Raw genomic sequence first — 20,988 nt, 5'->3', positions numbered from 1 at the left:
CCTTTTCAGTCTGCAAAATTAGTAAAAATCGCCTCAAAGTGGCGCTCCGGGCCCCGTTTTTTGGATGGCAGAGCTTATTTTTCGCAAGGAGGTGCGGCCGGTCTCCCGCGGCGCGGCAGTCTTGCGGAGGCGGATGGTCCGTGCGGCCGCTTCCTTTGGTCGTGCCGGGCCTCCGTCGTGCGGGCCTGAGGCGAAGTGCGCTTTCCGCCCGGGCTCACTCCCCGAAGAGGGGCCACGAGGGGTCCGAGGCGTAGGCCTGCTCCATGAGCCGGCGCAGCTCGGCGACCTTTTCGGGATGGCTGGCCGCCAGGTCGTGCTCCTCGGCGGGGTCCTCGTCGAGGTTGTAGAGCTCGTAGCGCGGGGCGTCGCTGCGGATGTCGAGGTGGAGCAGTTTCCAGGGCCCCTGCCGCACGGCCTCACGCCCGTCGAGCTCCATGAAGCCGAAGTAGAGGTAGTCGTGCTCCGCCTGCTCCTCAATTCGCCCTTCGAGCAGCGGCAGGAGGCTCAGACCGTCGCCCGACGGGGCGTCGCGCCCCGTCAGCTCGGCGAAGGTGGCCGGCAGGTCCCAGAAGGCGCATACGAAGTCGCTTTGGCTGCCGGGGGCCACGTGTCCCGGCCACGAGACGAGCAGCGGCACGCGGATGCCTCCCTCGTAGAGGTCGCGCTTGTAGCCGCGCAGCGGGCCGTTGCTGTCGAAGAAGTCGGGGTCGGCGCCCCCTTCCAGATGGGGCCCGTTGTCGCTGGCGAAGAGGATGACGGTATTATCGAGCAGCCCCTTTTCGCGGAGTTTGGCCACCAGCTCGCCCACGTAGCGGTCCAGCCGCGTGACCATCGCCGCAAAGGTCGCCCGCGGGTACTCCTGCGAGCAGTATCCGCCCCGACGGAAGGCGGGACCCGAGTCGATGCCCCGGTAGGGGGTCTCCTCGAAGCGGCCCCGCAGGCGGAGGATGGTGCTGTCCTCGGGGACAATCAGCTCGGCGTGGGGGATGGTCGTGGGGTAGAAGAGCAGGAAGGGCTCGTCGGCCGTGCGCTCGTCGAGGAAGCGCAGCGCCTCGGTGTGAATCAGGTCGGGGGCGTAGCTTCCCGCTCCGTAGGGGGTCTGCCCGTCGTTGCCCGGCAGCTCGACGCGCGTCGAGTCGCTCCACAAGTGGTCGGGGTAGTAGCTGTGGGCCAGCAGCTGGCAGTTGTAGCCGTAGAAGCGGTCGACGCCCTGGTTGGCCGGGTCGCCCGTCGAGCCGATGAAGCCCAGCCCCCACTTGCCGAAGACGCCCGTCGTGTAGCCCGACTGCTTGAAGATGCGAAAGAGCTCGGCGGCGCCGTAGGGGAGCGGGTACTGCCCTTCGGGGGGCAGCTCGATGTTGCCGCGCACGGGGGTATGGCCCGAGTGGGTGCCGGTAAGCAGGCACGAGCGCGACGGGGCGCTGACGGTCGTGCCCGCGTAGCACTGCGTGAAGCGCATGCCCGTGAGCGCGAGCGAGTCGATGTGGGGCGTGGCGAAGCGCTGCTGCCCGTAGCAGCTCAGGTCGCCGTAGCCCAGGTCGTCGGCCAGAATGAAGAGCACGTTGGGGCGGCGGGGCGCCTCGGCGTTGCGGGGCGAGCAGGCGGTCGTCAGCTGCGAGGCCGTTGCGCCGAGCAGCAGCGCGCCGCCGATTCGGAGGGGAGTGGTCATGGTGCGGTGGGGGTTTTGGTTGCGGAGGCTAATTTAGCGATTATATTCCGAAATCGGGCGTGAACCGGAAAAAAAGCGTATCTTTGTTCCCTTGAAGTCATATCCGAAAATCAATCCGAAACCCTCGTGAAAAGCGTTGAACTGCTCGCTCCCGCCCGGGACCTGGAATCCGCCATGGCCGCCGTCGACTACGGCGCCGATGCCGTCTACATCGGCGGCTCGAAATTCGGTGCGCGCCGCGGCGCCTGCAACCCGGTCGAGGAGGTGGCCCGCGCCGTGGAGTACGCCCATCAATACGGCGTGCGCATCCACGCCACGCTCAATACGCTGCTCTTCGACGGGGAGCTGGCCGACGCCGAGGCGGAGGCCCGTGCGCTCATCGCCGCGGGGGTCGACGCCCTCATCGTGCAGGACATGGCGCTGCGGCGCATGGAGCTTCCCGTCGAGCTGCACGCCTCGACCCAGATGTGCAACATGACGCCGGAGCAGGCCCGCTTCCTGGGCGACTGCGGCTTTGCGCGGGTGATTCTCGAACGGGCCCTCTCGCTCGAGGAGATTCGGGCCGTGGCGGCCGCCACGAAGGCCGACGTGGAGTGTTTCGTCCACGGCGCCATCTGCGTGGGGTACAGCGGTCGCTGCTTCCTCTCGCGCTCGATGTCGGAGCGCAGCGGCAACCGCGGCGCCTGCAGCCAGCCCTGCCGGCTGACCTACGATTTGACCGACGGCCGCGGCAGGAGCTACCTGTCGGGCCGTCATCTGCTCTCGGTGCGCGACCTCGACCTTTCGGGGCACATCGGCGAGTTGCTCGACGCCGGGGTCACGTCGTTCAAAATCGAGGGGCGTCTGAAGGATATCAACTACATCCGCAACGTGGTGGCCTACTACCGCCGCGCGGTCGACGAGGCGCTGGCCGCGCGTCCGCAGCTGCGCCGCTCGTCGGTGGGCGTGAGCCGTCCCGACTTCCGTCCCGACCCGGCCAAGAGCTTCACGCGCGGCGCTTCGGAGTACTTCTTCGCCGGCCGGAGCGCCGGTGTGGCGTCGTTCGATACGCCGAAGTCGGTGGGCGAGTACGTGGGGCGCGTCGTCTCGTGCGACGCGCGCAGTTTCCGCCTCGATGGCGACGTTGAGTTGGCACCCGGTGACGGCATCTGCTTCGTGACCGGACGGGGGCCCTCGGGAACCAACGTCAACGCGGTCGAGGGGCGGCGCATCACCCCCAACCGGATGGAGGGCATCCGCCCCGGGGTGGAACTCTACCGCAACTTCGACCGGCGCTTCAACCTGGTCCTCGAGCGGAGCCGCACGCGCCGCGTCATTCCGGTGACGGCCCGCGTGGAGTTCATGGACGGGGGGCTTCGCCTGAGCTACCGCGACTGCGAGGGGTTCGAGGCTTCGGCCGGGCACGACGGACCCTTCGACGAGGCGCGCGACGTCGCCGCCATGGAGCGGACGCTCCGCACGCAGGCGGCCCGCTGCGGCGACACCATCTTCGAGGTGCGCGACGTGAGCATCGAGGGGCCGGTGCGCTTCGTGCCGGCATCGCTCCTCGGCGAGCTGCGCCGCGAGGCGCTCGACGGGCTGCGCCGCCTCCGCATCGAGGCTCCCCGCACGCACCGCATCCTGCCCGACGACGGCACGGCGCGCTATCCGTCGGATACGTTGACGGCCGAGGAGAACGTCACCAACCACCTGGCCGATGAGTTTTACCGGGCCCACGGCGTGCGCCGCATCGAGCGCGGCCTCGACCTCGCCCCCTCGACGGCGGGCCATACGGTGATGCGCTCGGCCTACTGCATCCGCCGCGAAATCGGCGAATGCCTGAAGGAGCACCCCCGCCTGCGGGGCGACCTCTATCTGGAGCGGGGCTCGCACCGCTACCGCCTCTGCTTCGACTGCGCGCGGTGCGAGATGAGCCTGGTGGATTGCTCTGCCGAGCGTCCGCGCGACGAGAAGACCGACAAACCGAAACCAAACCGATAAATGAAAAAGAGACTTCTGATGCTTTGGGCGCTGGCGGCCGTGTGCGGCCCCCTCGCCACGGTGGCCCAGACGGGCCGCGAATGGCAGGACCCGGCCGTCAACGAGGTCAACCGTCTGCCGATGCGCGCCTCGTTCGAGGCGGGCGAGCGGATGTCGCTCGACGGCGTATGGCGTTTCCACTGGGTGCGCAACGCCTCGGAGCGCCCCTCGGGTATTGAACGCGCGGACTACGACGACGCCTCGTGGGGGCGGATGCCCGTGCCGGGAATGTGGGAGCTGAACGGCTACGGCGACCCGATTTACGTCAACATCGGCTACGCCTGGCGCGGCAACTTCGTCAACAACCCGCCCGAGGTGCCCGATGCCGAGAACCACGTGGGCTCCTACCGCCGGACCTTCACCCTGCCCGAATCGTGGGCGGGCAAGGATGTCAGCCTGAGCATCGGCTCGGCCACGTCGAACGTCTACGTGTGGCTCAACGGCCGCTTTGTGGGCTACAGCGAGGACAGCAAGCTGTCGGCCGATTTCGATGTGACGAAGTATCTGCGCAAGGGTGAGAACCTGCTGGCGCTGCAGGTTTTCCGCTGGTGCGACGGCACCTACCTCGAGGACCAGGACTTCTGGCGCTTCTCGGGCATTGCGCGCGGCGTCGAGCTGCGTGCCCGCGAGAAGGCGCGCCTCGAGGACCTCTTCGTCACGCCGGAGCTCGACGACGACTACACGGACGCCACGCTGCGGGTGGCGCTGGAGACCACCCCCACGGTGCGCCGCGTGGAGCTGACGCTGCGCGATGCGTCGGGCGTCGCCGTGGCCGAGGGGAGCGCGCAGCCGAAGGGGGGCCGCTCCGAGGTGCGGCTCGCGGTGAAGAACCCCGTCAAGTGGAGCGCCGAGACTCCGTATCTCTATACGCTCGAACTGGCCGTCTCGGACGGCCGTCGGACGACCGAACGGATTGAGCAGCCGGTGGGCTTCCGCCGGGTTGAAATCCGCAACGCGCAGCTGCTCGTCAACGGGCAGCCGGTCCTCATCAAGGGGGCCGACCGCCACGAGATGGACCCGCTGGGCGGATATGTGGTCAGCCGCGAGCGGATGGTGGAGGATATCCGCATCATGAAGCAGCTCAACATCAACGCCGTGCGTACGTGCCACTATCCCGACGACCCCGTCTGGTACGACCTCTGCGACCGCTACGGCATCTACGTGCTCGACGAGGCGAACGTCGAGTCGCACGGCATGGGCTACGGCGAGCAGACGCTGGCCCGCGAGCCGAAGTATGCCCGGATGCACCTGGAGCGCAACCAGCGCATGGCGCGCCGCGACAAGAACCACCCCTCGGTCATCATCTGGTCGATGGGCAACGAGGCGGGCATGGGCCCCAACTTCGAGCGCTGCTACGAGTGGCTCAAGGCCTACGACCCTTCGCGTCCGGTGCACTACGAGCGTGCGGTGGACTACAGCCTCGAGACCCCGTCCGACTTCACCGACATCATCTGCCCGATGTACTGCGACTACCGGTGGTGCGAGCGCTACTGCACGTCGAATCCGACCAAGCCGCTGATTCAGTGCGAATATGCCCATGCGATGGGCAACTCGCTCGGCGGCTTCAAGGAGTACTGGGACCTGGTGCGCAAGTACCCCTCCTACCAGGGCGGTTTCATCTGGGACTTCGTCGACCAGGGCCTTGCGCGCTACGAGCCGAACGGCCGCGTGTCGTTCTGCTACGGCGGCGACTTCAACAACTACGACGCTACGGACAACTCGTTCAACAACAACGGCATCATCGCCGCCGACCGGACGTGGCACCCCCACGCCTACGAGGTGCAGCGCCAGTATCAGTCGATTTGGACCTCGCCCGTCGACCTGTCGAAGGGCGAAGTGGAGGTCTACAACGAGAACTTCTTCATCGGGCTGGAGGATTACGAGCTTGAGTGGAGCCTCAAGGCCGACGGCGCGGTCATCCGCACGGGCCGCATCACGGAGCTCGACGTCGCGCCCCAGTCGCGCCGCGTCTATGCGCTGGGCTTCAACGCCGGGGAGTTCCCCGCCTCCGGCGAGCTGCTGCTTGACGTCGCCTACCGCCTCAAGGTGAAGCAGCCGCTGCTCGACCCGGGCACGGTCGTGGCCCGTCAGCAACTGGAAATCCGCCCCTACGACTGCGCGGCGGCCTGCGTGCTGCCCAAGAGCGACCGCGGCGTGAAGCTTACGGTCTGGGAGCGCGGCAAGCGCGTCGAGGGCGACAACTGGAGCATCTTCTTCTCGCGCGAGGGCTTCGTCAGCTCCTACTGCGTCGAGGGGCGCGAACTGCTGGCCCGCGACAGCGAGCTGCGGCCCAACTTCTGGCGCGCCCCGACCGAGAACGACCTCGGCGCCGGCCTTCAGTACAAGTACGCCGTCTGGAAAGAGCCCGAGCTGCGCCTCGAGTCGTTCGACGCGACGGTGGAGGAGGGTGTGGCCCGCGTCGAGTGCCGCTATACGATGCCCGCCGTCGGGGCGACGCTCACGATGAGCTACCGCATCAACGGCGAGGGGCGGATGGAGGTGGTCGAGCGGATGGAGGCCGGCCCCCGGGCCGAGGTTCCGAACCTCTTCCGCTTCGGCATGAGCATGGCCCTGCAGCCGCGCTACAACCGTCTGAGCTACTACGGCCGCGGCGCCCACGAGAACTATGCCGACCGCCTCTCGTCGGCCGATATCGGCCTCTACGAGCAGCGGGTTGACGAGCAGTACCACGACGAGTATGTCCGTCCGCAGGAGTCGGGCACGCGGAGCGACCTGCGCCGCTGGGCGGTGCTCGATTCGTCGGGCTCGGGTCTGGAGCTCCGCGCCGAGAAGCCATTCTCGGCCTCGGCGCTGCCCTACGCCACCGCGGAGCTCGACGTGACGAACTTCCCGCCGCAGCGCCACTCGGGCCAGCTGGTCGGCGGTGGTGCCACCTTCGTGAACTTCGACCTGTGCCAGATGGGACTCGGCTGCATCGACAGCTGGGGTGCGCTGCCCATGGAGCAGTACCGCCTGCCCTACGGTGACTACACCTTCCGCTTCATCATGACGCCGGTGCGCAAATAAGAGCTTCGAATCCACGGGAGCGGTGCCCTCCGTACATGTCCGTACCGGGCGGCGGCCGCTCCCTTTTCCCCTTTCCGAAAACCATGCAACGACAACTCACCCCCGATTTCCGGGACTACGAACTCATTGACTCGGGCGCCTTCGAGAAGCTCGAGCGCTTCGGCCGCTTCGTCACGCGCCGTCCCGAACCGCAGGCCATCTGGCATCCGTCGCTTCCCGAGGAGGAGTGGCGGCGCCTGGCCGACGCCTCGTTCCGCCGCGATGCCCGTCAGGAGGAGCGCGGCGAGTGGCGCCTTGCTCCGAAGATGCCCGACCGCTGGACGGTGGAGTATGCCTACGGGGCGATGCGGCTGTGCATGCGGCTGGGACTCACCTCGTTCAAGCACGTGGGCCTCTTCCCCGAGCAGGCGGCCAACTGGAACTTCATCTACGACTGTTGCCGCACGCGGTGCCGGAGCGGCGCCGTGCCCGCCGAGGAGGGTCGGGCTACCGGAAACGGTCGGGCGGCCGGTGCGGTTTCCGCGGCCGGCGGTGAAGGGGCCGGGGAGCGGCCGCTGCGCGTGCTCAACCTCTTCGCCTATACGGGCGGTGCGACGCTGGCGGCGCGTGCCGCGGGTGCCGAGGTGACGCATGTCGACTCGGTGAAGCAGGTGGTGACGTGGGCCCGCGAGAACATGGAGCTGAGCGGTCTGGACGGGGTGCGCTGGATTGTGGAAGATGCGCTGAAGTTCGTGCAGCGCGAGGTGCGCCGCGGCAACCGCTACGACGGCATCATCCTCGACCCGCCCGCCTATGGCCGCGGCGCGAACGGCGAGAAGTGGATTCTGGAGGACAACATCGGCGAGATGCTCGACTGCTGCGCCCGGCTGCTGGCGCCGGCGCACGCCTTTCTGGTGCTCAACCTCTACTCGATGGGGCTCTCGTCGACGCTGGCCCGCACGGCCGTGCGTCAGGCCTTCGGTGCGCCGCGCGACGAGGAGTGGGGCGAGCTGACCTTCACGGACCGGGGCGGCAAGGAGCTGCCGCTGGGCACCTACTACCGCTTCGTGCGCTGAGCCGCCCCTGAGGGCGGCGTCCCTGCGGAGCGGGACGAAGGAAAAAGAGAGGCTCCTCCCGATGCGTCGGGAGGAGCCTTTTTCGGTGGTATCAGGCGGCGTGCGGCGGCTCAGAAGACGTAGTAAATGAGGATGCCGGCCACGGCCGAGAGGATGATGAGCAGAATGGGGTTCACCTTGCGCAGCGAGCCGATGAAGACGCCGCCGAAGAGCACCCAGCTCCAGGCGTCGATGAAGTTCTGGTCGCCCGGCTCGGAGCTGTGGGGGGCGATGAGCAGCAGGGCGGCCGAGGCAATCATGCCGATGACCACCGGGCGCATCCCCTTCATGGCCCCCTCGACCAGCGGGTTGTTGTGCAGCTTGAGGAAGAAGCGCGTGAGCAGGAGCATGAGCATGAGCGAGGGGAGGCTGACGGCGAAGGTGGCGATGAAGGCGCCGAGCAGTCCGAACCACGGGCTGCCGGCCTCGATGCCCACCGAGTAGCCGACGTAGGTGGCCGAGTTGATGGCGATGGGGCCGGGCGTAATCTGCGAGATGGCCACGATGTCGGCAAATTCGGCGTTGGTGAGCCAGGCGTGCTGGACCACCACCTCGTTCTGGATGAGCGACAGCATGGCGTAGCCGCCGCCGAATCCGAAGAAGCCGATTTTCAGATAGCTGATGAAGAGTTGGAGAAATATCATCGGTCGTTTTGTTTCTTGGCTTTTTTCGAAGTGTAGAGCACCCAGCCGATGCCCGTCAGGGCGGCGGCCAGCAGGATGTAGATGGGCGACCAGCCGAGGTACCAGACGGCCAGCGCCGTGCCGGCGATGACGAAGAGCATCGACCAGTGCATGCCGCGGGCCAGCGAGATGACCGGCCCGATGATGAGGGCCACCACGGCCGGACGCATCCCCTTGAAGGCGGCGTCAACTACCGGATTGTGGCGGACGTCGGCGAAGAGCAGCGCAATGACCAGGATGATGACGAACGAGGGGACGATGATGCCCAGCGTCGTGGCCACGGCGCCGGCGTAGCCGCGCGACTTGTAGCCGATGAAGACCGCCGTGTTGAGGGCGATGGGGCCCGGGACGGTCTGGGCCAGCGTCAGCAGGTCGAGGAATTCGGTGCGGCCGATTTGCCAGTTGGCGTGGCGCTCGACCTCGGCCTGGATGAGCGGAATCATGGCGTAGCCGCCGCCGAAGGTGAACAGACCGATTCGGAAGAAGCTGCGGAAGAGTTCAAAAAGTTCGTGCATGGGGTGTAAGGGTGTTGTTGTCCGCCGGGCGGTCTATTCGTTGTCGGGGGCGGCGAGGTGGTTGACCACCGAGACCATCGCCGTGGCGACGACGGCCGCCGTTTCGGTGCGCAGCCGCTGTTCGCCGAGCGTAATCTCCTCGAAGCCGTGGTCGAGCGCCAGCGCAATCTCGGCCGGGGAGAAGTCCCCCTCGGGACCAATCAGGATGAGTGCATCCTCACCCGCGCGGAGCGTCTGCGCCAGATAGCGCTTGCCTGCGGGCGAGAGGGCCGGGGCGCAGTGGGCGATGAACTTCCGCCCGGCGAAGGGGCGCGTGACCGCCTCGGCGAAGGGGGTGAGGGGAGCCAGTCGGGGGCGGTAGGCCTTGAGCGACTGCTTGAGGGCCGCCGTGATGATTTTCTCGCTGCGCTCGGCCTTGAAGAGGCGGCGCTCGCTGTGCTCGGTCTCGAGCGGCAGAATCGCCGCAATGCCGATTTCGGTCGCCTTTTCGAGGAACCACTCGAAGCGCTCGGTATTCTTGGTCGGGGCGCACGCCACGGTGAGGGCGTAGGGGAGCTTCTCGAATTCGTGCTGCGTCGAGACGACGCGCACGGTGCAGCGCCGGGGGTTGTCGTCGACAATCTCGCAGCAGTAGAGCTCACCCCGCCCGTCGGTGATGTGGAGCCGGTCGCCGCATGCGAGGCGGAGCACCCGCACGCAGTGTTTCGACTCCTCCTCGCTCAGCGTGTGGAGCGGCGGAGTGATGTCGGGAGCGTAGAAGAGTTGCATGTCTGGTTGTTCGGTATGGTCTGTCTGCCGCGCGGCGGGGTGGGGCCGCACGGCTGCGGCGCGGGGCTTTTTCCGCCCGCAGGGGGAGCCGTGCAGGCGCTCCGGAGTTGCATAATCGGTATAAATGATTATCTTTGCGGAGGCAACGCTCCGCCCGGGGCCGCGCCGCTGCAAAGTTAAGTAAAATTTACAGGAATTTCACCGACGATGAAACGTTTTACGGGACTGTTACTGATGAGTACCTTTTTCATGACGCTCGCCTCGTGCGGCTCTTCGAAGCAGAGCGGCGAGAATCCCTTCTTCACCGAGTGGGAGACCCCCTACGGGACACCTCCCTTCGATAAAATCCACTCCGAGCACTTCATGCCGGCCTTCGAGCGGGGCATGTCGCTGCACGATGCCGAGATTGCCGCCATCGTGGAGAACAACGACGAGCCGACCTTCGAGAACGTGATTCTGGCCTACGACAACTCGGGCCAGATGCTGGCCCAGACGCGGCTGGTCTTCGAGATGCTCTGCGGCGCCGAGACCAACGAGCGGATGCAGGCCATCCAGGAGGAGGCGCTGCCGCTGCTCTCGGCCCACAACGACCGGATTCTGCTCAACGAGCAGCTCTTCGCCCGCGTCAAGGCGGTCTATGACCGGCGCGCCGAGCTCGGCCTTGACGCCGAGCAGAGCCGCCTGCTGCAGAAGACCTACGACCGCTTCGTGCGCAGCGGCGCGCTGCTCGACCCGGCCCAGAAGAAACGGCTCCAGGAGATTAACGAGGAGCTGACGCGCGTGGCCGTCCGCTTCGGCAGCAACCTGCTGGCCGAGAACAACAACTTCGTGCTCGAGATTTCGGACGAGGCCGACCTCGACGGACTGCCCGCCGGCGTGCGCGACGCCGCGCGCGAGAAGGCCGACGAGCTGGGCCGCGGCGGCAAGTGGGTCTTCACGCTCCACAAGCCGAGCCTCATCCCCTTCCTCACCTATTCGTCGAAGCGGGCGCTGCGCGAGGAGCTCTACAAGGCCTACCTGAACCGCTGCAACCACGGCGACCAGTACGACAACAAGCAGCTCATCAACGACTTCATCCGCCTGCGTACGGAGAAGGCCCACCTGCTGGGCTACCCCTCCTATGCGGCCTATGTCGTGGCGGACGAGATGGCCGGCACGGTGTCGAACGTCTACTCGCTGCTCGACCAGGTGTGGGAGCCCGCCCTGAAGCGCGCCTCCGAGGAGCTGGCCGAGATGACCGAACTGCTGCACGAGGATTTGCCCGGCGCGACCTTCGAGTCGTGGGACTGGTGGTACTATGCCGAGAAGTTGCGCAAGAAGAACTACTCGCTCGACGAGGAGATGCTGCGCCCCTACTTCTCGCTCGACAACGTGCAGAGCGGCGCCTTCTTCCTGGCCAACCGCCTCTACGGCATCACCTTCCGGCCGATTGCCGCCCCCGTCTACCACGAGGAGGTGCGCGCCTACGAGGTGCTCGACCAGGACGAAACCCATCTGGGCGTGCTCTACTTCGACTACTTCCCCCGTCCGGGCAAGAGCCAGGGGGCATGGTGCGGCAACTACGTCGAGCAGGTCTACCGTGACGGCAAGCGCGTGGCTCCCGTGCTGAGCATCGTCTGCAACTTCACCCGCCCGACCGGCTCGACTCCGGCGCTGCTGACCCTCGACGAGACCAAGACGCTCTTCCACGAGTTCGGCCATGCGCTCCACTTCCTTTTCCACGACGTGAAGTACCGCGGCCTGTCGGAGGTCGAGGGCGATTTCGTCGAGCTTCCGTCGCAGATTATGGAGAACTGGGTCACCGAGCCCGAGATGCTCCGCCAGTTCGCCGTCCACTACCGCACGGACGACGTGATTCCCCAGCACCTGATTGACCGCATCCGCCGCAGCGAATACTTCAACCAGGGCTTCAACACCACCGAGCTGGTGGCCGCCGCCCTGACCGACATGGACATCCACTCCATCGAGAAGTACGAGCCGTTCGACGTCGAGGCCTTCGAGCACGACGCCCTGCGCGTGCGCCGCAACCTGATGCCTCAAATCGAGCCGCGCTACCGCTATCCCTACTTCAGCCACATCTTCGACGGCGGCTATTCGGCCGGCTACTACTTCTACATCTGGGCCGAGGTGCTCGACAAGGATGCCTTCCAGGCCTTCAAGCAGAGCGGCGACCTCTTCAACCGGCGTCTGGCCGAGCGCTTCCGCCGCCAGCTGCTCGCACGCGGCGGCTCGGAGGACGGCATGAGCCTCTACCGCGCCTTCCGCGGCGCCGACCCTGACAAGACGGCGCTGCTCGTGGCCCGCGGCTTCATCGAACCGCCCCAGACGGCCGACAGCGTGGCGATGCCCGACGCCCCGGCGCGTCCCGTTGCCGGCAGCGTCGATTCGCTCGGCGCCCGGCCCCGCCCCACGCAGGCGGCGCGTCTCAAGACCACGCTCAAAAAGTAATGCAACCCAATCGGAAAGAACCCTAACCCAGGAACGTTTATGAAAAAAGCACTTCTAATCATGGCAATCTCCGCAATGACGGCGGGCTGCGCCGACAATTCGCTCCCCAAGGCACAGCTGCCCGAGCTCGACAAGACCAATCCGCTGCTGGTCGAGTGGGATACCCCCTACGCCACGCCGCCCTTCTCGAAAATCGAGCTCAAACACTATGAACCGGCCTTCGATGCCGCCATCGCCTGCTCGCGGGCCGAAATCGAGGCGATTGTGAACAACCCCGCCAAACCCACCTTCAAGAATACGGTCGTGGCGCTCGAGCGTCAGGGCGCGCTGCTCAACCGCATCTCGGGTGTCTTCTACAACCTGCTGAGCTCCAACACTTCGGAGGAGATGCAGCGCATCGCCGCCGAGGTGCAGCCCCGTCTGACGGCGCTCCAGAACGACATCGCGCTCAACCCCGAGCTCTTCGCCCGCGTGAAGGCCGTCTACGAGCATCCGGGATGGTTCCTCTCGCAGGAGGACAAGATGCTGCTCGAGAAGAGCTACAAGAGCTTCGCCCGCAACGGCGCGGCGCTCTCCGATGCCGACAAGGAGCTCTACCGCCAGTATTCGACCCAGCTGGCCGGCCTGACGCTCAAGTTCGACCAGAACGAGCTGGCCGCCACCAACGCCTTCGAGCTCAACATCACCGACCCGAAGGCCGTTGCCGAACTTCCCGAGTTTGTCCGCGAGGGGCTGGCCGCCGAGGCCAAGGCCCGCGGTCAGAAGGGGTGGACCGTGACGCTCCATGCGCCGAGCTACGTCCCCTTCCTCACCTACTCGTCGAACCGCGAGCTGAAGGAGCAGCTCTGGCGCGCCTACAATTCGCGTGCGCTCGGCGGTGAGTTCGACAACTGCGAGGTGCTGAAGCAGATTGCCAACCTGCGTCTGAAAATCGCCAACCTGCTCGGCTACGAGACCTATGCCGACTACGTGCTCGAGGAGCGCATGGCCGGGAATACGCAGACGGTCAACTCCTTCCTCGACGAGCTGCTGGAGGCCACGAAGTCCTACGCCGACCAGGACTACGCCACACTGAACGCCTATGCCGCCTCGCAGGGGCTCGAGGGTGAGCTGATGCCTTGGGACTGGGCCTACTACAGCGAGAAGTACAAGAACGAGAAGTATGCCCTGAGCGACGAGATGGTGAAGCCCTACTTCAAGCTCGAGAACGTGAAGAAGGGTGTCTTCCTGCTGGCCAACAAGCTCTACGGGCTCAACTTTACGCCCAACGAGCAGGTTGAGGTCTACCACCCCGACGTGACGGCCTACGACGTGACCGACGAGCAGGGCAACTTCCTGGCGGTGCTCTACCTCGACTTCTTCCCCCGCGCCTCGAAGAACTCGGGCGCCTGGATGACCGAGTACCGCGGTACGAAGGTGGTCGACGGCAAGGAGACCCGCCCGCTGGTGTCGCTGGTGATGAACTTCACGAAGCCCACCGAGACGAAGCCCTCGCTGCTGACCTTCGACGAGGTGGAGACCTTCCTCCACGAGTTCGGCCACGCGCTGCACGGCATGCTGGGCAAGGGTACCTACGAGTCGCTCACCGGCACGAACGTCTACCGCGACTTCGTCGAGCTTCCGTCGCAGATTATGGAGAACTGGGCCACCGAGAAGGAGTTCCTCGACCTGTGGGCCGTCCACTACGAGACGGGCGAGCCGATGCCCGCCGAGCTGGTCGAGCGCATCGTGGCGGCGCAGAACTACCTGGCGGCCTACGCCAACGTGCGCCAGCTCTCGTTCGGCATGACCGACATGGCATGGCATACGCTCAAGCAGCCCTACGAGGGTGACGTCGAGCAGTTCGAGGTGAAGGCGATGGCCCCCACGCAGGTGCTGCCCGTCGTTGCCGGTACGGCCATGTCGCCCGCCTTCGGCCACATCTTCGCCGGCGGCTATGCGGCCGGATACTACGGCTACAAGTGGGCCGAGGTGCTCGAGGCCGATGCCTTCTCGCTCTTCAAGGAGAAGGGCATCTTCAACCGCGAGGTTGCCGACTCGTTCCGCGAGAACATCCTCTCGAAGGGCGGTACGGAGCCCCCGATGACCCTCTACGTCAAGTTCCGCGGCCACAAGCCCGAGACCAAGGCGCTGATTGAGAAGATGGGTCTGGGCAGCGACCAGAAGTAAGGCCGCTGCGTGCAGTAACCTGCGGGCCGCACCGTGTGCGGCATCCGTTACGGGCGGCCACCCTTCGGGGTGGCTGCCCTTTTTTTGCGACAGAGGAGAGGGGGAGCGGTGCGTTCGGGCGGTGTGTTCGGGCGGTGCGGCGTATGGCCTGCGTCGGATTTTCGCGTCGGATTTCTGCGCCCGATTCCGGTGTGCGTTCCGGTGTGCGTTCCGGCGTGCATATCGGCCTTTATTCCGGTCCGCGTTTCGGTGTGCATTGGCCTGTGTTCTGGCCTGCGTCTCGGTCCGCGTTTCGGTGTGAATTCCACTGCGCGTTCCGGCCCAACTTCCTTCCTGCCTGTGAAGCTGCGCTTCGGGGCTTGCTGTGGAAGAAGGCGTCGAGGCGAGAAGTGGGGTGGTGCTTTTGCGGCACAAGGCCTCTCCAAAAAAAGACCGCCTCCCGGAGGGGAAGCGGTCTTGTGCGTTGAAGCGCCGGAATCGGCGGGTTGTACCTCGCGTGCTGTCACGCAGGCTCTGTTATCGGAGCTTGTTGACCAGCTGCTGCACGAGGGGCCGCGTGGCAAGCGGTCTGGAGGCAGGACGGGCCGAACCGGTCAGCTCGCTTACGGGCGATGCTCCGTCGAGGCTGACGGTAAGGCTCTTGCGGAAGACGGGTCCGAAGTTCCCGGCGGCATCCTTCGCCACGGCGAGGAAGTAGACCTCGGTATCCCACGCGACGGCGTAATGGGGCGTCTCGTCCCCTTCGGTCCCCTGCTTGACGAGAATCGAACGCAGTACCGTGTCGGTGTAGGTCTCCGTGTCCATGATGTTGGTCGAGGTGTAGATGGTGTACCACGTCGTGGCGTCGGCCGAACGCTCCACGGTGGCCGGGACGTAGGCCTTGCCGTTGTAGCTGGCGTAGAGGTTCTGGTCGAGCTTGTAGAGCTCGCTGCCGTCGTAGTACTTGTCGAAGACGAGGGTGGCCGTGGCCGTCGAGACCACCTCCTCTTTGGTGGTGAACGACTCGCTCAGCGCCGGGTCGGCCGTCGGGTTGCCCGAAGCGTCGACGCAGATGGCCCAGATGTAGTAGGTCGTGCTGGGCAGCAGCGACTCGTAGCCGAAGTTGCTCTCTCCGCGCACGCCGCAGACCGCAACGACATCCTCGCGCGTGGGGAACGACGTGCTGATTTGGCTCTCGATGTAGTCGTTCAGGTATTTGCGCAGGCCGTCGTTGTTCTGGCCGTAGCTCTTGTAGTTCGCCTCGGTGATGACGTCCCAGACGTAGAACACGCTGGCGTCCGAGGGGTGCACCGTGATGTTGGCGCCGTTGGCGGTGACGTCGGCGATGTCGAACGTGAAGGTGTTCTGCGTCGGGTCGCCCGCAGCGGCCGACTTGAACTTCATCTTGGCGAGCTTGGTCGATGCGCTGTTCGTTGCCTCGTTGTAGCCGAAGGCCGAGACGTAGTACTCGGTGTCGGGCTGCAGCGAGCCGAAGTCGACGCCCGAAGAGATGGTCTTCTCGCCCTGATAGGTGAAGAGGAAGGCCATGGCGCCTCCGTAGAGCTTCAGCAGCTCCTCGACGAGCTTCTCGTCGCCCATCTGGTCGACCGAAGCGGCATCGCGCACGTCGATGAAGTAGGACATCGAGGCGTCGAGCGGCTTGACAAGGATGGAGGCGCTGTTGAAGGTGACCTCCTTGACCTCGAACGTGAAGGGCTCGGGTTCGGCCGAAGCCTCCACCTCAAAGGGTTCGCTCAGCGCGAAGTCTCCCGTGAAGCCTGCCTTGGCGTCGTGGCCGGCCACCAGAATGCGGTACTTGGTGGCGGGGGTGAGCTCACGCGCAAGGGTGAACTCCCCGGTGCCGGTGTGCAGGAGCGACGCTTCGGCCTCGAGCCCCTTGATGAAGGTGCGCAGGGCATCGTCGGAGAGCCCCTCGAAGGTCGACGCCTCGAAGAGGTTGCAGTAGTACGACGCCTGCTCGTCCGACGGGGTGACCTTGAGCGAGACGCCCTGCTGGTCGTAGCTGCCGAGCGTGATGGCGAAGGTGACGGCCGTCGGGGTGTCGGGGTCCGGGTCGGGTTTGGGGGTGGGAGTGGGGGAGTCGGTCTTCGAGTCGCTGCATCCGGTCAGGAGCGAAACGGCGGCGAAGCCGGCAAATAGCCCTTGCAGCAGGGCATGGAAGAAGCGGTGCTGTTTCATAGCGGGTTGATTTTGATGATTTGTTCGTGCTAAATGTAGTAAAAAAAGGTTTACTCTGCATCTTTCGGAGTAAAAAAGTACATTTTCGGCACATTTTCCCGACATCGGGTGCAGAATGGTTCGTTTTGGAGCCTTGTTTGCGGAGCGGGCCGGTGTCGGAACGTCGGAGCGTGTCGGGAAGTCGAAGTGTGCCGGGCCAGCAGAGCGTGCAGGGGTAACGGAGCGGCGCTTCGTTCGGGGCGGGCGCACCCTCTGCGGCGGAAGATGCGGCTGCGCTCTTATAAATAGGTGAGGGTTGAACGACGGTCGGGAGGTTGTCGGTGGTGGGGCAAAGGTTCGCGAAAGGCTTGCGCCTCGCCGTGGAGCAGCGGGGCCGCGCGGTCAACGGTCAATCGGTGGGAGCGTGGTGCGGGGGGGGCGTCCCGAGCATCTGTAACGCCGGGTCGGTCGGGGTTTGCGACGGCTCCGGGGAAAAAGAAAACCGCTCCTGAAGAGGAGCGGTTTTGTTGAGCTACCTGGATTCGAACCAAGAATAACAGGACCAGAATCTGTTGTGTTACCATTACACCATAGCTCAATGACGTTTTGGTGATGCAAAAGTAGATATTTATTTTGCAAATGCAAAGAAAATCGCAAAAAAAATGTATTTTTGTTTAAACTTTTTTTGGACGACAAACCGACACAAAACGCAAATGTAACCTTAAACCGTTGTTTTTATGGGAATTAAATTCCGCCTTACCGTAATGAACTTTCTCCAGTACGCCATCTGGGGAGCCTACCTGACCTCCATGGGGTCGTACCTCGTCGGCGTGGGACTGGCCTCGCATATCGGAATCTTCTATGCCATGCAGGGCATCGTGTCGCTCTTCATGCCCGCCATCGTGGGCATCATTGCCGACCGCTGGGTGCCGGCGCAGCGGCTGCTGGGCATCTGCCACCTGCTGGCTGCGCTCTTCATGGGGGCGGCCGGCTACTACGCCCTGGCTACGGGCGAAGGGGTCTCGTTCGGCGTGCTCTTCACGCTCTACTCGCTCAGCGTCGCCTTCTACATGCCCACCATCGCCCTCTCCAACTCGGTGGCCTACTGCGTGCTTGAAGGGTCGGGCTACGATACGGTGAAGTCCTTCCCGCCGATTCGCGTGTGGGGCACCGTGGGCTTCATCTGCTCGATGCTCCTGTGCGACGCGGCGGGCTTCCAGACCACCTACATGCAGTTCGTGCAGTGCGCCGTGCTGGGGCTGGTGCTGGGCGTCTACGCCATGACGCTCCCCTCGTGCCCGGTCAGCCGCGGCGGCGAGCGCAAGAGCCTGGTCGAGGCGCTTGGCCTGCGCGCCTTCACGCTCTTCAAGCAGCGCAAGATGGCGCTCTTCTTCATCTTCTCGATGCTGCTGGGCGTCTCGCTCCAGATAACCAACGGCTTTGCCAACCCCTTCATCACCAGCTTCCGTGACATTCCGCAGTTTGCCTCGACCTTCGGCGCGAACCACGCCAATGCGCTCATCTCGCTCTCGCAGGTCTCGGAGACGCTCTGCATTCTGCTCATTCCCTTCTTCCTCAAGCGGTTCGGAATCAAGAACGTAATGCTTATGGCAATGCTGGCCTGGGTGCTGCGCTTCGGACTGTTCGGACTGGGCAATCCCGGTCCCGGTGTCTGGATGTTCATCCTCTCGATGATTGTCTACGGCGTGGCGTTCGACTTCTTCAACATTTCGGGCTCGCTTTTTGTAAACAAGGAGACCGACGTCGCCATCCGTTCGAGCGCCCAGGGGCTCTTCATGATTATGACCAACGGCATCGGCGCCACCATCGGCACGCTCGGAGCGCAGGCGGTGGTCAACCGCTTCGTCTATTCGCAGACGGATGCCGAGGCAATGGTGGCCGGCTGGTCGACCTCGTGGCTCATCTTTGCGGGCTATGCACTGGTCGTGGCGCTGGTCTTCGCGCTGGTCTTCCGCTACCGGCATGACCCGAAGACGGTAGGCGACGTGCGGTAAAACAAACGACGACAATGAGAATTGAGATTAGTGACAAGTGCATCCGGTGCGGCCGCTGCGTGCGGGTCTGCCCCTTCGAGATTCTGGAGCAGGAGAAGCCCGGTATGCCGGTTACGGTGCAGCGGCCAGACCGCTGCATCGGCTGCGGCCACTGCGTGGCGGTCTGCCCCGCGTCGGCCATCGACCATGAGCTCTTCCCGGCCGGGACAATCCATCCGCTCGACCGCGCGGCGCTGCCGTCGGCCGATGCGGTCGAACTGCTGATCCGGGCACGCCGCTCGAATCGGGCGCTGACCGACATGCCCGTGCCCGAGGAGGCGTTGCGGCGGATTGTCGCCGCGGCGGACTGCGCCCCGACGGCCTCCAACGCCCGCGAACTGGGCTATACGCTGGTGACCGACCCCGCGAAGCTGCGCGCCGTGACGGAGTTCACGCTCGGAGTCTTCGACCGTACGGCGCGGCTGCTGTCGCATCCGCTCATGCGCCCCTTCGTGCGCTTCCTGATGCCCGACGCCGCGCGCTATCTGCCCGCCTTCCGCCGCATGAAGCAGCAGTATGCAGAGGGGCGCGACCCCATCCTGCGGGGTGCGACGGCCGTGCTCTTCATCCACGCTCCGCTCAAGAGCCGCTTTGCGGTCGAGGATTCCAATCTGGCCAGCCAGAACGCCTCGCTCATGGCCGAGGCGCTGGGTGTGAGTCAGATATACATGGGCTTCGTGCTGGTGGCCGGACGCCGCCAGAAGGGGGCGCTGGAGCAGCTTCTGGGTCTTGACGGGCGCCGCGTCTGCGCCGTGCTGGCGCTCGGCATGCCCGCCTTCCGGTTTGCCAATACGTTCGAGCGCAAGGCCTCGCCCGTAACGCGTCTTTGAATCGGCGGGCGGACGGGCGGATTGCCCTCTGTCTTGAAAGGCAGGGGATGGCTGCAAAAGCGGCCATCCCCTTACTTTTTTACCTGTTTTGGTCGATTTTTCCGATGATTTGTCCTATTTTTGTCTCCATCAGACCGCCCTTGATATCACTCGGTGCACGCTGCCGGGCCGTTGTCGGGGACGGCCGGTTTTTTTATTCATCCTGTTAAAAGTTTCAATGCTTATAGAAAATCTGGTTAATGGTTGGTTCAAGGTTTGGGTAGTGGCTGTATTGCTGTTCGGCACCGTCGCCTGCGACTCCTCCGACGGGGAGGGTAATCTGTCGCTGGCGGCTCCCGCCATCGGGCAGAGCGAGGAGCGCTCCACGGAGCCCGTGTTGCTCGCCTTCGGGTGGTCGGCCGTGGAGGATGCCGCCGAGTATGCCTACCGCCTCGACGAGGTGGTGGGCGAGGAGCTCCACCCTCTGTTGTCGGGCAAGACTGCCGCAACGTCGGTCGAGCTGGGCGGCGAGCGCGGACGTACGCTCTCGCTCGGTACGACCTACCGCTTCTCCGTGCAGGCGCTGCCCGCCGAGGGTGTGACGCTCTCGGCTTCGGCCTTCGCCAGCGTCGACATCACGACGAGCGAGGCGCCGATTGCCCTGACGGTCGAGAACCTCACCTATCGCTCGGCGCGGCTGCGGGTCGAGCCCAAGGACGGAGTGTTGCTCTATCAGTTCGCACAGATTCCCGTCGAGAAGTATCTGGCCTACGACTCCGACATGGCCTTCATCGAGGGGTATGATTTCGGCTACTACAAGGCGATGACGGCCGCCATGCCCTGGGTGAAGTGGTACCAGTGGATGGAGGAGGCCTCGAAAACGGGCAACAGCGTCTACGATACGCGCATCCTGAATCCCGGTGTGGACTACATGTTTTATGCCTACGGCGTGGAGTTCGACTCCTCGAACGAGGAGGAGCCCGTACGTGTCACTACGCCGCTCTACATCAAGAACTTCACCACGCCCGAGTGGAAGGCGACGAGCAACTGCACGTTCGACGTTGAGGTGACCGGCCAGGAGCTGGTCGAGGTGACCGATTCCGAGACCGGCGAGCCGTTCAATACGGTTAACGTGACGGTCGAGGTGACCCCCTCGGACGATACCGAACACTACTACGTGGCCTTCCCCCAGAGCGACGTGGTGGCCGACAACGGCGGCGACTACGGCTATGCCTTTGCGCTGGTGCTCTCGATAGAGCAGTACGAGGGTATTTCGAGCTGGTTCGCCCCGGCATTCTTTCGAAGGGCAAGGCGACCGTCTCGGCCATCGACCACGGCTTCTCCGTTCTGCCCGGGACGAAGTGCTCGGTACTGGTCTTCGGCGTGAGCGAGCTGGGGTTGGTGACCACCGCAATCCAGCGTCTGGACATCGATGCGGTTTCCAAAGGGTCGGCTGCGGGCAGCTCCTCGGGCGTCAAGCTGGGCCGCGGTGCCTTTGCCGGCCATCCGGCAGTCCGGCAGCGGCTCTAATTCCCTGCCTCGGCCCCTACGTGCGGAGAGCTGCCTCCGCGCGCAG

13 protein-coding genes and 1 tRNA gene are annotated in these 20,988 nt (G+C 65.0%); 8 read left to right on the top strand and 6 right to left on the bottom strand.

All coding sequences use genetic code 11. The features are described 5' to 3' along the window. Window positions 1-214: 214 nt before the first annotated feature. Complete coding sequence (locus C8267_RS05270) at window positions 215-1,669, bottom strand: arylsulfatase (protein ID WP_106633931.1); 1,455 nt, start codon at window positions 1,667-1,669, stop codon at window positions 215-217. 126 nt (window positions 1,670-1,795) lie between these two features. On the opposite strand from C8267_RS05270, the gene C8267_RS05265 reads away from it, so the two are divergent. From C8267_RS05265 to C8267_RS05255, 3 genes are all read left to right on the top strand, one after another. Continuing rightward, complete coding sequence (locus C8267_RS05265; RefSeq protein WP_106633930.1) at window positions 1,796-3,649, top strand: peptidase U32 family protein; 1,854 nt, start codon at window positions 1,796-1,798, stop codon at window positions 3,647-3,649. Continuing rightward, a complete protein-coding gene (locus tag C8267_RS05260) occupies window positions 3,650-6,715 on the top strand; it encodes a glycoside hydrolase family 2 TIM barrel-domain containing protein (RefSeq protein ID WP_162607748.1) in 3,066 nt (1,021 codons plus the stop codon). Window positions 6,716-6,798: 83 nt separating this feature from the next. Next, a complete protein-coding gene (locus C8267_RS05255; protein ID WP_106633929.1) occupies window positions 6,799-7,770 on the top strand; it encodes a class I SAM-dependent methyltransferase in 972 nt (323 codons plus the stop codon). 110 nt (window positions 7,771-7,880) lie between these two features. On the opposite strand, the gene C8267_RS05250 is transcribed toward C8267_RS05255, so the two are convergent. Genes C8267_RS05250 through C8267_RS05240 form a run of 3 tightly spaced genes read right to left on the bottom strand, consistent with a single transcriptional unit; the run spans window position 7,881 to window position 9,775 of the window. Next, window positions 7,881-8,453, bottom strand: coding sequence for a chromate transporter (locus C8267_RS05250; RefSeq protein ID WP_087361597.1), 573 nt, complete (start codon window positions 8,451-8,453; stop codon window positions 7,881-7,883). Then, a complete protein-coding gene (locus C8267_RS05245; RefSeq protein ID WP_087361595.1) occupies window positions 8,450-9,007 on the bottom strand; it encodes a chromate transporter in 558 nt (185 codons plus the stop codon). Before C8267_RS05245 ends, C8267_RS05250 begins: the two co-directional genes overlap by 4 nt. Before the next feature lie 33 nt (window positions 9,008-9,040). Then, the gene (locus tag C8267_RS05240) at window positions 9,041-9,775 is read right to left on the bottom strand and encodes a 16S rRNA (uracil(1498)-N(3))-methyltransferase (RefSeq protein ID WP_106633928.1); all 735 of its coding nucleotides are present in this window, start codon (window positions 9,773-9,775) and stop codon (window positions 9,041-9,043) included. 207 nt (window positions 9,776-9,982) lie between these two features. On the opposite strand from C8267_RS05240, the gene C8267_RS05235 reads away from it, so the two are divergent. Together C8267_RS05235 and C8267_RS05230 are read left to right on the top strand one after the other, a co-directional pair. Continuing rightward, window positions 9,983-12,223 carry a M3 family metallopeptidase gene (locus C8267_RS05235; RefSeq protein WP_234025701.1) on the top strand — a complete coding sequence of 747 codons (2,241 nt, stop codon included), beginning with the start codon at window positions 9,983-9,985 and terminating at the stop codon, window positions 12,221-12,223. Between the two features lie 60 nt (window positions 12,224-12,283). Continuing rightward, a complete protein-coding gene (locus C8267_RS05230; protein ID WP_234025700.1) occupies window positions 12,284-14,392 on the top strand; it encodes a M3 family metallopeptidase in 2,109 nt (702 codons plus the stop codon). A gap of 516 nt (window positions 14,393-14,908) precedes the next feature. Here C8267_RS05230 and C8267_RS05225 read toward each other — a convergent pair. Then, the gene (locus C8267_RS05225; RefSeq protein WP_106633926.1) at window positions 14,909-16,570 is read right to left on the bottom strand and encodes a hypothetical protein; all 1,662 of its coding nucleotides are present in this window, start codon (window positions 16,568-16,570) and stop codon (window positions 14,909-14,911) included. 506 nt (window positions 16,571-17,076) lie between these two features. After that, window positions 17,077-17,147, bottom strand: a tRNA-Gln gene (locus tag C8267_RS05220). 139 nt (window positions 17,148-17,286) lie between these two features. Between C8267_RS05220 and C8267_RS05215 the strand changes: the two genes are divergently transcribed. The 3 genes from C8267_RS05215 to C8267_RS05205 all read left to right on the top strand — a co-directional run bounded on the left by C8267_RS05215 (window position 17,287) and on the right by C8267_RS05205 (window position 20,799). Next, entirely contained in the window at window positions 17,287-18,564 is a 1,278-nt protein-coding gene (locus tag C8267_RS05215) for an MFS transporter (RefSeq protein ID WP_106633925.1), read from the top strand. 14 nt (window positions 18,565-18,578) lie between these two features. Next, on the top strand, window positions 18,579-19,433 hold the full coding sequence (locus C8267_RS05210; protein ID WP_106633924.1) for a nitroreductase family protein: 855 nt from the start codon (window positions 18,579-18,581) through the stop codon (window positions 19,431-19,433). A gap of 217 nt (window positions 19,434-19,650) precedes the next feature. Then, entirely contained in the window at window positions 19,651-20,799 is a 1,149-nt protein-coding gene (locus C8267_RS05205) for a hypothetical protein (protein WP_158699723.1), read from the top strand. The last annotated feature ends 189 nt before the right edge of the window (window positions 20,800-20,988 follow it).

The sequence above is a fragment of the Alistipes sp. Marseille-P5061 genome (genome assembly GCF_900290115.1).
Lineage (GTDB): Bacteria > Bacteroidota > Bacteroidia > Bacteroidales > Rikenellaceae > Alistipes > Alistipes excrementigallinarum.
The sequence above is the reverse complement of the archived record's forward strand: the minus strand, read 5'-3'. Positions and strand labels throughout refer to the sequence as shown.

What these genes read in the sequence shown, in the direction of transcription:
- C8267_RS05215 (WP_106633925.1), top strand. Translation starts at nt 17,287, where the DNA reads ATGGGAATTAAATTCCGCCTTACCGTAATGAACTTTCTCCAGTACGCC.
- C8267_RS05245 (WP_087361595.1), bottom strand. Translation starts at nt 9,007, where the DNA reads ATGCACGAACTTTTTGAACTCTTCCGCAGCTTCTTCCGAATCGGTCTG.
- C8267_RS05230 (WP_234025700.1), top strand. Translation starts at nt 12,284, where the DNA reads ATGGCAATCTCCGCAATGACGGCGGGCTGCGCCGACAATTCGCTCCCC.
- C8267_RS05250 (WP_087361597.1), bottom strand. Translation starts at nt 8,453, where the DNA reads ATGATATTTCTCCAACTCTTCATCAGCTATCTGAAAATCGGCTTCTTC.
- C8267_RS05255 (WP_106633929.1), top strand. Translation starts at nt 6,799, where the DNA reads ATGCAACGACAACTCACCCCCGATTTCCGGGACTACGAACTCATTGAC.
- C8267_RS05210 (WP_106633924.1), top strand. Translation starts at nt 18,579, where the DNA reads ATGAGAATTGAGATTAGTGACAAGTGCATCCGGTGCGGCCGCTGCGTG.
- C8267_RS05270 (WP_106633931.1), bottom strand. Translation starts at nt 1,669, where the DNA reads ATGACCACTCCCCTCCGAATCGGCGGCGCGCTGCTGCTCGGCGCAACG.
- C8267_RS05235 (WP_234025701.1), top strand. Translation starts at nt 9,983, where the DNA reads ATGAAACGTTTTACGGGACTGTTACTGATGAGTACCTTTTTCATGACG.
- C8267_RS05205 (WP_158699723.1), top strand. Translation starts at nt 19,651, where the DNA reads ATGCTTATAGAAAATCTGGTTAATGGTTGGTTCAAGGTTTGGGTAGTG.
- C8267_RS05260 (WP_162607748.1), top strand. Translation starts at nt 3,650, where the DNA reads ATGAAAAAGAGACTTCTGATGCTTTGGGCGCTGGCGGCCGTGTGCGGC.
- C8267_RS05225 (WP_106633926.1), bottom strand. Translation starts at nt 16,570, where the DNA reads ATGAAACAGCACCGCTTCTTCCATGCCCTGCTGCAAGGGCTATTTGCC.
- C8267_RS05240 (WP_106633928.1), bottom strand. Translation starts at nt 9,775, where the DNA reads ATGCAACTCTTCTACGCTCCCGACATCACTCCGCCGCTCCACACGCTG.